This window comes from Algibacter pectinivorans, from assembly GCF_900112595.1.
Lineage (GTDB): Bacteria > Bacteroidota > Bacteroidia > Flavobacteriales > Flavobacteriaceae > Algibacter_B > Algibacter_B pectinivorans.
In genome coordinates this window covers 44,414-57,317 of sequence record NZ_FOMI01000004.1, presented here as the reverse complement: position 1 = coordinate 57,317, position 12,904 = coordinate 44,414, and the positions used below count along the sequence as shown (strand labels likewise).

The 12,904-nt window shown below is 34.6% G+C and carries 10 protein-coding genes; 7 read left to right on the top strand and 3 right to left on the bottom strand.

All coding sequences use genetic code 11. The annotated features are described in order from the left end of the window. The first annotated feature begins 305 nt into the window (after positions 1-305). Positions 306-1,559 (top strand): methionine adenosyltransferase, encoded by a 1,254-nt coding sequence (gene metK / locus BMY96_RS07430; RefSeq protein WP_092850996.1) that lies wholly within the window; start codon positions 306-308, stop codon positions 1,557-1,559. Positions 1,560-1,677: 118 nt separating this feature from the next. On the opposite strand, the gene BMY96_RS07425 is transcribed toward metK, so the two are convergent. Continuing rightward, the gene (locus tag BMY96_RS07425) at positions 1,678-3,552 is read right to left on the bottom strand and encodes an ATP-binding protein (RefSeq protein ID WP_092850995.1); all 1,875 of its coding nucleotides are present in this window, start codon (positions 3,550-3,552) and stop codon (positions 1,678-1,680) included. 274 nt (positions 3,553-3,826) lie between these two features. Here BMY96_RS07425 and BMY96_RS07420 point away from each other — a divergent pair, with 274 nt between their 5' ends. Then, entirely contained in the window at positions 3,827-4,264 is a 438-nt protein-coding gene (locus BMY96_RS07420) for a DUF4174 domain-containing protein (protein ID WP_092850994.1), read from the top strand. Between the two features lie 153 nt (positions 4,265-4,417). Beyond that, complete coding sequence (locus tag BMY96_RS07415) at positions 4,418-4,960, top strand: Hcp family type VI secretion system effector (protein WP_092850993.1); 543 nt, start codon at positions 4,418-4,420, stop codon at positions 4,958-4,960. A gap of 62 nt (positions 4,961-5,022) precedes the next feature. On the opposite strand, the gene BMY96_RS07410 is transcribed toward BMY96_RS07415, so the two are convergent. Together BMY96_RS07410 and BMY96_RS07405 are read right to left on the bottom strand one after the other, a co-directional pair. Next, positions 5,023-7,530 carry a DUF5686 family protein gene (locus BMY96_RS07410; protein ID WP_092850991.1) on the bottom strand — a complete coding sequence of 836 codons (2,508 nt, stop codon included), beginning with the start codon at positions 7,528-7,530 and terminating at the stop codon, positions 5,023-5,025. A 63-nt stretch (positions 7,531-7,593) separates the two neighbouring features. Then, positions 7,594-8,571: a pyruvate dehydrogenase complex E1 component subunit beta gene (locus BMY96_RS07405; protein WP_092850989.1), complete on the bottom strand. Its 978-nt coding sequence runs from the start codon at positions 8,569-8,571 to the stop codon at positions 7,594-7,596. 156 nt (positions 8,572-8,727) lie between these two features. Between BMY96_RS07405 and BMY96_RS07400 the strand changes: the two genes are divergently transcribed. From BMY96_RS07400 to BMY96_RS07385, 4 genes are all read left to right on the top strand, one after another. After that, positions 8,728-9,474, top strand: a complete 747-nt coding sequence (locus BMY96_RS07400) for an electron transfer flavoprotein subunit beta/FixA family protein (RefSeq protein ID WP_092850988.1) — start codon at positions 8,728-8,730, stop codon at positions 9,472-9,474. A 102-nt stretch (positions 9,475-9,576) separates the two neighbouring features. Beyond that, the gene (locus BMY96_RS07395; protein WP_092850987.1) at positions 9,577-10,536 is read left to right on the top strand and encodes an electron transfer flavoprotein subunit alpha/FixB family protein; all 960 of its coding nucleotides are present in this window, start codon (positions 9,577-9,579) and stop codon (positions 10,534-10,536) included. Positions 10,537-10,682: 146 nt separating this feature from the next. Beyond that, the gene (locus BMY96_RS07390; RefSeq protein WP_092850986.1) at positions 10,683-11,306 is read left to right on the top strand and encodes a bifunctional nuclease family protein; all 624 of its coding nucleotides are present in this window, start codon (positions 10,683-10,685) and stop codon (positions 11,304-11,306) included. Positions 11,307-11,321: 15 nt separating this feature from the next. Continuing rightward, on the top strand, positions 11,322-12,854 hold the full coding sequence (locus BMY96_RS07385; protein ID WP_092850983.1) for a NupC/NupG family nucleoside CNT transporter: 1,533 nt from the start codon (positions 11,322-11,324) through the stop codon (positions 12,852-12,854). The last annotated feature ends 50 nt before the right edge of the window (positions 12,855-12,904 follow it).

The following is a 12,904-nucleotide window of genomic DNA, read 5'->3' as shown; positions in this document are numbered from 1 at the left end:
ATTTAAAATACCTTTCCGTTGCCTCATGAAATAATCACTAGGATATAAACAAGACAAGTAGTTAAAAAACAGTTTTTCATCAGGTTCATGCAAATATTTGTATTTAAACATTAACTGCCAACTTATTGCCAAAAAAAACAAAAACAGACCCGCATATTCTTTTATTTTTTTACTTTTGCCGAAATAATAATAGAGGAAAGATTTGACTGATTGCAACCTCTTTACATGTTATGTAAACAAAAATGCTAAAGGCAGTGTAAACTTCCTTCGACGTTCTCGTCAAATCTTACCGTAAAATAATAATTATGGCATATTTATTCACTTCAGAAAGTGTATCTGAAGGACACCCAGACAAAGTAGCTGATCAAATTAGTGATGCATTAATAGATAATTTTTTAGCTTTTGATAAAGAATCGAAAGTGGCTTGTGAAACCCTAGTAACAACAGGACAGGTTATACTTGCCGGCGAAGTAAAATCGACCACCTATTTAGATGTACAAAAAATAGCCAGAGATACTATAAATAAAATTGGTTACACCAAAGGCGAATACATGTTTGATGGAAATTCTTGTGGTGTTTTATCTGCTATTCACGAGCAGTCTCAAGAAATTAATCAAGGTGTCGATCGCGGTAGTAAAGAAGAACAAGGTGCTGGCGACCAAGGTATGATGTTTGGTTACGCCACCAACGAAACCGAAAATTTTATGCCTTTGGCTTTAGATTTGTCGCACAGAATTTTACTAGAACTTGCCGAATTACGTCGTGAAGAAAAAGACATTACATATTTAAGACCAGATTCTAAAAGTCAAGTAACCATAGAGTATAGTGACGATAACGTACCACAACGTATTGATGCCATTGTAGTATCTACGCAGCATGACGATTTTGACGAAGATGAAGCTATGCTTGCTAAAATTAGAAAAGACATTGTTGAAATTTTAATACCAAGAGTTGTTGCTAAACTTCCTGAAGCTATCCAAAAATTATTTAATAGCGATATTACATATCATATTAACCCAACAGGAAAATTTGTAATTGGTGGCCCACATGGCGATACAGGTTTAACAGGACGTAAAATTATTGTTGATACCTACGGCGGTAAAGGTGCCCACGGTGGTGGTGCTTTTTCTGGAAAAGACCCTAGCAAGGTAGATAGAAGTGCTGCTTACGCTACAAGACATATTGCTAAAAACTTAGTTGCGGCTGGTGTTGCAGACGAAATTTTAGTACAAGTAAGTTACGCTATTGGTGTGGTTGAGCCTATGGGTATTTTTGTAGATACCTACGGAACGTGCCCATTTAATTTAACCGATGGTGAAATTGCCGAAAAAGTATCTGAAATTTTCGATATGAGACCATTTGCTATTGAAGAACGTTTAAAACTACGTTCACCAATGTACAGCGAAACTGCTGCTTACGGACACATGGGGCGTAAAAACGAAACGATTACAAAATCGTTCTCGCAACCTAATGGTGAAAACATAACCCTAGACGTTGAGCTATTTACTTGGGAAAAACTAGATTATGTTGAAAAAGTAAAAACTGCTTTTGGGTTGTAAAACTTAAAGCTTAATATATAATCAACAAAGACCGCTTTATTAAGGCGGTCTTTTTTTTGTTGAAATTCAACTGGATTAGAATAACAAAAATAAAAAAGCGAATAAGGCTAACTAAAATTTATCGTGTTTCACCAGCAATACTTTTCTTTAATAATTGCATAAAAGAAGAATTTCGCGCTTCTGCATCGCTAATAAGCGCGTCATAATTAAGAACAAATAATTTTATTGGGATTCTACTAAACCTATCGCTCATATCCGGAATGATAAACTCCTCACCATAAAGCATTTTCCCCTTCGAATATAAAGGAACATAATTATCTTCAAGCAATGACCTTTCAAACTCCACATCAATTTCAGCCACTCCATAATACCACACTCTCTGAATTTTGTCTGTGTACTTATCATTAAGAATCCTAGCTCGCTGTTTTAATTGACTCACTACTTCCTCTTGCTTAGCTAATTTAATTCCTTCTTGCTTAAGCTCGATAATTACAACATCAACCTTTTCAACTTTTTCAGGATTATCTGAAAAAATTATTGCTATATCTGGTCGCGTACCATTAGAATCAACTTCATCATCTTCTCCCGCCAACTCCTTCAGCAACTCATCCATTCTGCGCTCGCTCAACACAGAGGAATAAGTCATAAATTTATCATCAAATATCCATACATTATTCTTAAAGTAGGTATCTATATCTCCATCATTATGGTCATAAGTTCTTTTAGGAATGATAACATCATGTATATCATCTTCATTTCCCTTGTCAGTAGCTTCTTTCAAACGCTTTAATGAAAACTCACGGTAAAGGATATATTCCATTAAAAGCCTAGAAGAAACTTCCAAAGCCTTATCATATTGTTCATCATTCAAATGAGTAGCTTCCAACAATTTTTTTTGGTCTTGAAAAAAACGCATCTGAGCTGCCTCAAGAGTAACAGATCTATCCGCAATTCCTATAGATTCATCTTTGAAATAACCATGTAAATGAGGGTAAGTATTCTGAAGAGAATTTTTAAGTTCTCTGTTTTTCTCTATAATTTCAGGAATACTTTCTTTTAGTAATGCACTCACATGTTTTTTAAACACTCTTTTTAACTGTTTAATAGTTGCATCTGGCAAATCAAGTTCTTGACGCGAGGTGTCTACCTTTCCAGTGAGATAATCTGAAATCAAAAGAAAAATAAGCTCATAACCATCTGGCAAAGTCTCACCACCAGGCATTTTCATTTCTACTGTCCTATTATCAACACAAACAGCTATAATGCTCATGCTTTCTTCAGCTATCTGTTCCTTTTTCTGGATTGAATAATATAAATGAAATTCGTCCACCAAGGAAATAGTTTCGTCATGAAAAGAACTCTTTTCAAGAGTAGGCAAATCTTCAAGTCTAATTTCTTGGTAATCTGAAGCAAATTCGTAATCCGAATTAGGCTCAGTTGTCTCAAGCGAAATAGTTATCAAAAGTTCTTCCTTAGCTAGTTTCTTTTGGTAAAATAACGGAAAAAAATGTAGTAATATTACCCTCTTTAAAGCTAGAGGTCTTAAATAGTTATATGCTTTAATTTTATCTTTCCTGTAACCTGATAATTTTAAGATAGTTCCCGATTTTTTTTCATCATGCTTTTCTATAAGAGACTCTCCATCAAATGAACGGTCAAATTTGAAAGTTCTTTTTTTATCATCAAAATAACTTTCTATATCAACTGTTCTAAAATATTTCAGAAATACCAGCCTACCCACTCCTTTATGGTCTTTTTCCTCTGTTTTAAGAAGTTCTTTAAATTTATTAAAATTATCATCTTTGAATCCCTCTCCATTATCCTTAATTTCAACTGAAAAAGCATTAACATCCTTCAGATTCTTAACCTTTATTTGTACGTCTACTCTAGTAGCCCCAGCATCAATTGCGTTCGCTATTGCCTCGAAATAAACCAGCTCTAATGAAGGATTCGGAAAAAAAAGATCTGCTGCTCTGGAAATATTCACATCCATAATTACCTGCTAATGCATTAAATGGTTAATCAATAAATTAAAATTAATCATTAAATGTAAAACATTTTTTGATCAACTTACACCTTAAACGAATTCAATTTATACGAAATAAAAAAAACGCGCACGTACAAAGTCCATCTTCTATTCCCTATCTCTTTTTTCTAGGAAAACTTTAAGAGTATTCTATTTGGTTTTTATTTGCCAACTTTCATGCTTAACCAAGCAACTAACCATACACAAATACGTTAAACGAACCTCCCCAAACCCGTGAAAAATGAAGGTATTTAAAATCCTTTTTTTAGTAATTTCTATTATTAGCGCAAATAAAGGCATGTCTCAAATTATAGCATCACATCAATGGGAAAACAGAGTTTTATTGGTACTTTCAGATGGTGCTGATACTTCTGCGTTTCAGAATCAAATAAAAGAATTACAGGCACACGAAAACGGACTTACCGATCGTAAACTAATTGTATATCAAATAAAAAAACAAAATTACACAAAAGGCTTAGCGGACAAAGCGTGGCAAACTTCATCCAAAACCTATAAAAAATATAAATCTATTAACGCCTCTTTGGAAGTCGTATTAATTGGTTTGGATGGTGGTATAAAATTAAGGCAAGCCCATTTACTTAATTGCGAAAAGTTATTCGAGACTATAGATGTTATGCCTATGCGAAAATCTGAACTAAAACTACGTTCGCGCCAATAACACAACTTCTTGTACATTAAATCCTAGGCATATCGAAAAAACAAATGCATTAAAAACTAGTATAACTCATCCATTTTATGCTCTAATATTTTAAAGTAATAATTGATTTGAAATTCTTAAAAAACTACCTAACTTTAAGCAAATCAATTTATTATGAAACAAGCACTAATATTATTTATCGGTTTAGTTATGTTTTCGGCAACGTTAAATGCTCAAAGCACACAAGAAAATCCAATGACTGCAAATACCGTAATTGGTTTTGTAAAAATTCCAGACATAAATGGAGAATCACAATCAAAAGCTTATGCCAGAGAAATTGAAATTTACGGATTAGCTTCTTTATCTGAACAATTAAAATCTGCACAAATAGGTAGTGGAAGAAGCAGAGCTCGAGCTACTGTATCTCCAATTTCGCTTGTAAAAAAAATTGATGCAGCCACACCTTATTTAATGTTAGCAAACTTACAAGGCAAATTCTTTGCAGAAACTACCATTAGCTTGATTAAACCCGAAACAGGATCGCAGAATCCTTATTTAGTAATTACCCTTAAAAATGTTTTAATTAGCAAGCATCAAGTAGACGCTAGCTCTAATCGTCAAGAAATTATTGACCTTAAGTACGAAAAGATTACTGTAAAATACATTACTAAAAGTGGTGAACACGAAATAACTTTTAATGTAACCTCGGGCACTTAAACCAATAACCAGATAATATACACTACCGCCTAAGGTTCTAATATTATGTATGAGTGTAGTGACTAAAAATAAAACCCAAAGCTACCGGTAACCCCAAATTTTCTGGCTTCGGGGTAAAGTGCATTATCTTTGTAATTACCTCTAAAATTAAAGTCTATTCTAAGCACTTTAAAAATATTACCTACTCCTAGACTGTATTCATAATACGGCTCGTTTGATGGTGCCACCAACTCAATATTGTTTGGGTTACTAGGCACATTACTTAAAGCAACATTTTCGTCTGTTATACTTCCCATAACGCCACGTACACTTACAATTTCTCGCAGATTCAACTTGCGTAAAAACGGTATTCTAGAAAATAAGCGTCCATTAAAATTATGCTCGAAATGAAAAGAGGCATAAGTATCGGACACAAACTCATAAAAATCAAGTTGCGAAAATGTGTTATAAATTGAAAAATAAGATTGGTTTCCAGGAATAACACTTAGCAAACCAAGTGGTACTTCGCCAAAGGTTTTGCCGGCTTCAAAGGTGGTATTTAACCTTCCAAAACCACCCATTTGCCAAGGTTGGGTATATGAGAACTGCACTTTAGTATAATCGAAATCGCTATTAAACAAACTTTTATCGCCTCGTGTTATTTGTGCAAATAAACGTGAATAATAATCGTTAGCCACTCTGCGTTCCACACCAAAACCAGTCATTTTACGTCCTGGAAAATAGGACACCGATAAATTAGATTCAAACTGTTTAATTTCTGAAGCTATGCCCGTTGGCGTATTATAATCTAAACTAAAGGTTGGCGATGCCGATTCTAGGGTTCTGTAATTACCGCCTAATCGAAATATAACATTACGCCATGGTTCGGCTTCAACGGCTAAACTGGTTAAATTAATATTGGTAAGCTTATCGTTTGTGCTAGTTCCTATTACAGATGATGATGCTAAACTTCTACCTAACACATCGGTACTGGTAGTTAAACTTGCACCTATTTGCTCGATATCTCGCCTATTCCCGCCAGAGATAATAAGTCGGCTTTTTTTATCAATTAGCCATTTACCCGAAATACCATACTTGAATTTATCATCGTCGAATCCGTAAGCCAAAAAGCCTTCCAATCGCCATAAATCGTTAGGTCCAAAATAGGTTCGCCCTCCTGTTCTTAATCGAATACCTTCAACTTCGTTATACCCAAAGGTTGAAAATACGGGCCCATAATCTAAAGGCAATGTATTAAACTCAATATAACCCGAAGCCAAAATACTTCCTAAATTATAAAGGCGTTTAAACTTTTTAACGGTTTTTAAGGTGTCTAACATTTTGTAAACACCTTTCTCGTCTTTATTTAAATCTTCTAACCGGTTCTCGCTCCAAAATTCATCATCTCTATTATAAATATCCTTATCAAAATTATAAACTTCGGCATCGTAGAATTTTTTATCCTTTTCAATATCAAACTTATAATTATTGTATAGTGTAGTACGCTTGCCGTAAACACCACGAGACTTTTCCTTTTTATTAAAAGCAAAATCCGAAAGCATATAATCTCTTGTTACCAAGAAAAGCGAATCGCTTAATACCTCGAACTCTTGTTCTATATAAATTTCTTTAATCCAGTTTATATTGGCACTTTTAGAGGCTTGTAAATTAATTTCTTTAATAGCATAGGTAGTATCTGCCACCCAAAAATCGCCTTTAAAAGTTAGTTCGTTTTTTCGTCTTGGATAGTAAATAATATTATAACACCATTTATTATCTATAAACGAACTATCGGCCAAAACATAATTATAAGTATTTACTCCTGTTGTAGACAACGGACTCACAAAACTCTTATCGAAAAATTTCATGTAATTATCGTACACACTAAAATCGGAATACAAATCGTCTATAAAATCGATAATAATTTGGTTATCGCTAAATCCCGAATTTTTATTTCCTAATAAATCTTCTTTGGTTTTATTAATAACATTGTCGCCATATACCTTTGAAACGGCTTCGTTTATAAAAATAGGCAAATAGGTTTTTCCTGTAACGTTAGAGGTATCCACCTCATTAAAAACAAACTCCATACCTTTAAACAGTTTACTTTTAATAAGCGCACTATCTATGGTGTTTAAATCGAATTCTACTTTTTCATATTTATCGTATTCGTATTGTTTAAATTGTTTTAAACCATTGCTTCGTTTATGCTCCCATATTTTTTTTAGGATATCTATGGCTGGATTATTTTTTTTAGATTGTTTTCCAGACACAATAAGCACCGCATTTAATTCTGCAGTTTCTTCTTTAAGCGTAAACTTTAAATTGTAATTCACCTTTTTTTCTAAAGGCACATTTAAAGTTTCGTATCCAATAAAGGAAATGACTAAACCATCCCAAGAGTCATCAGACTCCAAATAGAATTTTCCGTTTTCGTTAGTAATGGTACCTTCGGTAGAGCCTTTAAACACAATATTTGCAAAGGAAACAGGTTCATTAAATTCATCGTACACAAAACCACTAACTTTAGTTTGTGCAAAAGCAGAAGATAATCCGAGGTAGAATAGGGCAATAATTAATCTTATATTCATAATACAAAAAAACTTCATCAACAATTATGCTAATGAAGTTTATATAACGTAAAAAATGTTGTTTTATTTATATAGTACCTTTTTAACAGCTTTAATAACTTCGGTATAATCTGGTAACCATTCTGCTAATAAAGTAGGAGAATAAGGTGCAGGCGTATCGGCTGTATTTATTTTTACTATTGGCGCATCTAAATAATCGAAAGCTTCAGACTGCACTAAATATGTAATTTCGGTAGCGACATTTCCAAAAGGCCATGCTTCTTCTAAAATTACTAATCTATTTGTTTTTTTAACCGATTCTACAATCGCCTTTCTATCTAGAGGACGAACGGTACGTAAATCGATAATCTCACAAGAGATGCCTTCTTTCTCTAATTCATCGGCAGCTTTGTAAGCTTCTTTTATAATTTTACCAAAAGATACAATGGTTACATCTGTACCTTTACGTTTTAAATCGGCAACGCCAATTGGTACAATGTATTCCCCTTCTGGAACTTCACCTTTATCACCATACATTTGCTCACTTTCCATAAAAATAACCGGATCGTCATCTCTAATAGCGGCTTTTAATAACCCTTTTGCATCGTAAGGATTAGATGGCACTACAACTTTTAAACCTGGTGTATTTGCGAACCAGTTTTCGAAAGCTTGCGAGTGTGTTGCACCCAATTGACCTGCAGAACCTGTTGGCCCACGAAATACAATAGGACATTTAAACTGCCCACCAGACATTTGTCTAATTTTGGCAGCATTATTTATAATTTGATCAATTCCAACTAAAGAGAAGTTAAAGGTCATGTACTCGACAATAGGTCTGTTTCCTGTCATTGTAGACCCGATAGCAATACCTGCAAAACCAAGTTCTGCAATAGGCGTATCGATAACACGTTTTGCTCCAAATTCATCAAGCATTCCTTTTGATGCTTTATAGGCCCCGTTATACTCAGCTACTTCTTCACCCATTAAATACACACTTTCGTCTCTGCGCATCTCTTCGCTCATTGCTTCGCAAATGGCCTCTCTAAATTGAATTGTCTTCATTGAATATATTTTGATTCGAGTAGCAAAAATAACAATAAATGAGTTACCGCCTAACAAGTTTTTTTTAAAATTTATTATGCACGCATAGTAAATATTCGAAATTTTATAATTAACTTCGTAAACTGAAAAAAATTAGACATCTAAATACATAAAAAAATGAAAATATTAGTGTGTATAAGTCACGTACCAGATACAACATCAAAAATTAATTTTAGCAATAACGATACTAAATTTGATACTAATGGTGTTCAATTTGTAATTAACCCAAATGACGAGTTTGGTTTAACACGTGCTATGTGGTTTAAAGAAAAACAAGGGGCTTCGGTTACCGTTGTAAATGTTGGCGGAGCAGAAACCGAACCAACTTTAAGAAAAGCATTAGCTATAGGAGCAGACGAAGCTATTCGTGTAAACACGGTTGCTACCGATGGATTTTCTGTTGCAAAACAACTAGCAAATGTTGTAAATAACGGCGGATACGATTTAGTTATTGCTGGTCGTGAATCGATTGATTATAATGGCGGAATGGTTCCAGGAATGGTTGCCGGTTTACTTAATGCCAATTTTGTAAACAACTGTATTGGGTTAGAAATTGATGGTACGTCAGCAAAAGTCGTAAGAGAAATAGATGGTGGTAAAGAAACCGTTTCAACAGCTCTTCCATTAGTTATTGGCGGACAAAAAGGCTTGGTTGAAGAAAGCGATTTACGTATACCAAATATGAGAGGTATTATGATGGCGCGTAAAAAACCATTAAATGTTGTAGATCCTGTAGATGCCAATCAAGAAACAACATCGGTTTCGTTTGAAAAACCTACACCAAAAGGTGCGGTTACTTTAGTATCGCCAGATAATTTAGACGAGTTAGTAAGCTTACTTCATAACGAAGCTAAGGTGATTTAATAACCGATTAAATCATCCTGAATTTATTTCGGGATCTTTGGATGTTAACGTAAAATAATAAGATTCCCATCTTTACGGGAATGACAAAAAAACAAAATTAATATGTCAGTTTTAGTATATACAGAATCAGAACAAGGCACCTTTAAAAAAACAGCTTTCGAGGTAGCTTCATATGCAAAAGCAGTTGCTAATCAATTAGGAACTACGGTTACAGCTGTAGCCATCAATGCAAACGACACGAGCGCCTTAGGTACCTACGGCGTAGATAAAGTATTAAATATAAGCAACTCGCAACTCGATAAATTTAACGCCAATGCATACGCAGCAGCCCTTAAACAAGCGGCCGAAAGCGAAGGCGCACAAGTAGTCGTTGTAAGTTCTAGTGCCGATAGTAAATACCTAGCACCACTATTGGCTGTAGGTTTAAATGCTGGTTACGCAACAAATGTGGTTGCAGCACCATCAAGCACGAGTCCGTTTACTGTAAAACGTACCGCATTTACTAATAAAGCTTTCGAAAACACTCAAATTAACACCGATGTAAAAATTGTTGGTGTATCTAATAATGCCTTTGGATTAGTTGAAAATAGTGGTAGCGCTTCCGCGGAAGAGTTTTCACCTTCAATTCCAGAATTAGGGGTTACAGTAGAATCTGTTGATAAAGCTACCGATAAAGTATCTATTGCCGATGCTGAAATAGTAGTGTCTGCCGGTCGTGGATTAAAAGGTCCAGAAAACTGGGGTATGGTTGAAGAACTTGCCGATGTTTTAGGTGCAGCAACAGCCTGCTCTAAACCCGTTTCAGACTTAGGATGGCGTCCACATAGCGAACACGTGGGGCAAACAGGTAAACCCGTAGCATCAAACTTATATATAGCTATTGGTATTTCTGGAGCAATTCAGCATTTAGCTGGTATTAACGCATCAAAAGTAAAAGTTGTTATCAATACAGATCCAGAAGCTCCTTTCTTTAAAGCTGCAGATTATGGTGTGGTTGGCGATGCTTTTCAAGTCGTTCCAGAATTAATAGAAAAACTAAAAGCCTTTAAAGCACAGCAATAATATTTTATAATAGCAATTATAGCTTATTTTTAAATTATAATTGGTATAATACTATAGAACTGCTTAAATTAGCATTTTGACTTAAAATTGCCTTGTGCAGTTGGTAAAGTTCTAATTTAAGCAGTTCTTTGCGTTTTTAATACATTATGAGTTTAGTAAGATTAAATATAAAAGGCATTTCCTATAGCCAAACACAAAATGGCGCATATGCTTTAATTTTAAATGAAGTTGATGGCGACCGTAAACTACCTATTGTTATAGGAGCTTTTGAAGCGCAATCTATTGCTATTGCATTAGAAAAGGAAATTAGTCCTCCTCGCCCATTAACACACGATTTGTTTAAAAACTTTGCCGACAGGTTTGACGTTGTTGTTAAGCAAGTTATTATCCATAAGTTGGTAGATGGCGTATTTTACTCCAGTTTAATTTGCGAACGCGATAAAATTGAAGAAATTATTGATGCACGAACTAGTGATGCTATTGCATTAGCACTTCGTTTTCAAGCACCAATATTTACTTATAAAAATATTCTAGACAAAGCTGGTATTTATCTTAAAGTGAATCCTAAGGAAGAAGACGAAAACGAATCTCAAGACAGTATTTTAATGGATGAGTTAGTAGCTTCTGAATTGGAACCCAAAGAAGAACCTCGCGAGCGTTTTCATGGAAAAACCTTAGAAGAACTTCAAACCATGCTTGAAGAAGCCGTTATTAATGAAGATTATGAGAAAGCAGCTCATATTCGTGATGAAATCTCAAAACGAGAATAACCCTTAATTTTTAGTATGAAAAAGCTGTTTTTGCTCCTTGCTATAATCTTTTTATGTTTCACCCCATCAGTTATAGCGCAAGATATAGACAAAACAGATGCGACTGAGCTTATTAAAAACGTTTCGGAAACAGAAACTATTTTAATAGATTCTGCTTCCATTAATCTGCCCGAAACAAAACCAGAAACCTCTACAAAAGCAGATATTCCTGCTCTTACAGAAGCAAATACCATTACACCTAGCCAAGGATTCTCTTTAAATAGTTTATGGCGAGGTGCACTAGGTATGGTCACTTTGGTTTTTATAGCCTTTCTTTTTAGTAGCAACCGTAAGGCGATTAACTGGAAAATTGTTGGTATTGGGTTAGCGTTTCAATTACTTATAGCAATAGGTGTACTAAAGGTTGAATTAATTAAAACTATTTTCGAATTTATAGGTGGTTTATTTGTTAGCGTACTAGATTTTACAAGAGCGGGAAGTAAATTTCTATTTGAAGGTTTAGTAGTAGACATGGATACTTTTGGTTTTATTTTCGCCTTTCAAGTATTGCCTACTATCATCTTCTTTTCGGCATTAACATCGGTACTTTTCTACTTAGGAATTATTCAAAAAGTAGTAAAAGTAATGGCTTGGTTACTTTCTAAAGCTTTAAAAATATCTGGAGCCGAAAGTTTAAGTGTTGCCGGAAACATATTTTTAGGACAAACCGAAGCACCTCTACTTATTAAAGCTTATTTAGAAAAAATGAATAAGTCTGAAATGCTGTTAGTAATGATTGGTGGAATGGCCACCGTAGCTGGCGCAGTATTGGCTGCATATATTGGTTTTCTTGGAGGAGACGACCCAGAATTAAGATTATTTTATGCCAAGCATTTATTGGCTGCATCTGTAATGGCTGCACCTGGAGCTATTGTAATTTCAAAAATATTATACCCGCAAACTGAAGATGTAAATACAGACGTATCGGTATCACAAGAAAAAATAGGCTCTAACTTTTTAGATGCTATTGCTAATGGTACTACCGAAGGTTTAAAACTAGCTGTAAATGTTGGTGCCATGCTACTTGTATTTGTGGCCTTTATTGCCATGTTTAATGGTATATTGGGCTGGATTGGAGATATTACTTCTGTTAATGGTTGGATTGCTGCAAACACGACTTACAAAAACTTATCGCTAGAACTTATTTTGGGCTACCTATTTGCACCACTTATGTGGCTTATTGGTGTGGCTAAAGAAGATATGGCGCTAATGGGACAACTATTAGGTATTAAATTGGCTGCTAGCGAATTTATTGGCTATATTCAATTAAGAGACTTAAAAGAAGCATCGAACCTGGTGCATCTTAATTATGAGAAATCTATAATTATGGCTACTTATATGCTATGTGGCTTTGCTAATTTTGCTTCTATTGGTATTCAAATTGGTGGTATTGGTTCTTTGGCTCCCGGCCAGCGTAAAACCCTTTCTAAATTTGGAATGAAAGCCTTAATTGGTGGTACTATTGCATCGTTAATTTCGGCTACTATTGCAGGCATGATTATTGGGTAAAAAAAGCCCACCCCAACCCTCCCAAAAGGAGGGCGCTTGATACAAGCTAT

What these genes read in the sequence shown, in the direction of transcription:
- BMY96_RS07405 (WP_092850989.1), bottom strand. Translation starts at nt 8,571, where the DNA reads ATGAAGACAATTCAATTTAGAGAGGCCATTTGCGAAGCAATGAGCGAA.
- BMY96_RS07385 (WP_092850983.1), top strand. Translation starts at nt 11,322, where the DNA reads ATGAAAAAGCTGTTTTTGCTCCTTGCTATAATCTTTTTATGTTTCACC.
- BMY96_RS07410 (WP_092850991.1), bottom strand. Translation starts at nt 7,530, where the DNA reads ATGAATATAAGATTAATTATTGCCCTATTCTACCTCGGATTATCTTCT.
- BMY96_RS07415 (WP_092850993.1), top strand. Translation starts at nt 4,418, where the DNA reads ATGAAACAAGCACTAATATTATTTATCGGTTTAGTTATGTTTTCGGCA.
- BMY96_RS07400 (WP_092850988.1), top strand. Translation starts at nt 8,728, where the DNA reads ATGAAAATATTAGTGTGTATAAGTCACGTACCAGATACAACATCAAAA.
- metK (WP_092850996.1), top strand. Translation starts at nt 306, where the DNA reads ATGGCATATTTATTCACTTCAGAAAGTGTATCTGAAGGACACCCAGAC.
- BMY96_RS07395 (WP_092850987.1), top strand. Translation starts at nt 9,577, where the DNA reads ATGTCAGTTTTAGTATATACAGAATCAGAACAAGGCACCTTTAAAAAA.
- BMY96_RS07425 (WP_092850995.1), bottom strand. Translation starts at nt 3,552, where the DNA reads ATGGATGTGAATATTTCCAGAGCAGCAGATCTTTTTTTTCCGAATCCT.
- BMY96_RS07420 (WP_092850994.1), top strand. Translation starts at nt 3,827, where the DNA reads ATGAAGGTATTTAAAATCCTTTTTTTAGTAATTTCTATTATTAGCGCA.
- BMY96_RS07390 (WP_092850986.1), top strand. Translation starts at nt 10,683, where the DNA reads ATGAGTTTAGTAAGATTAAATATAAAAGGCATTTCCTATAGCCAAACA.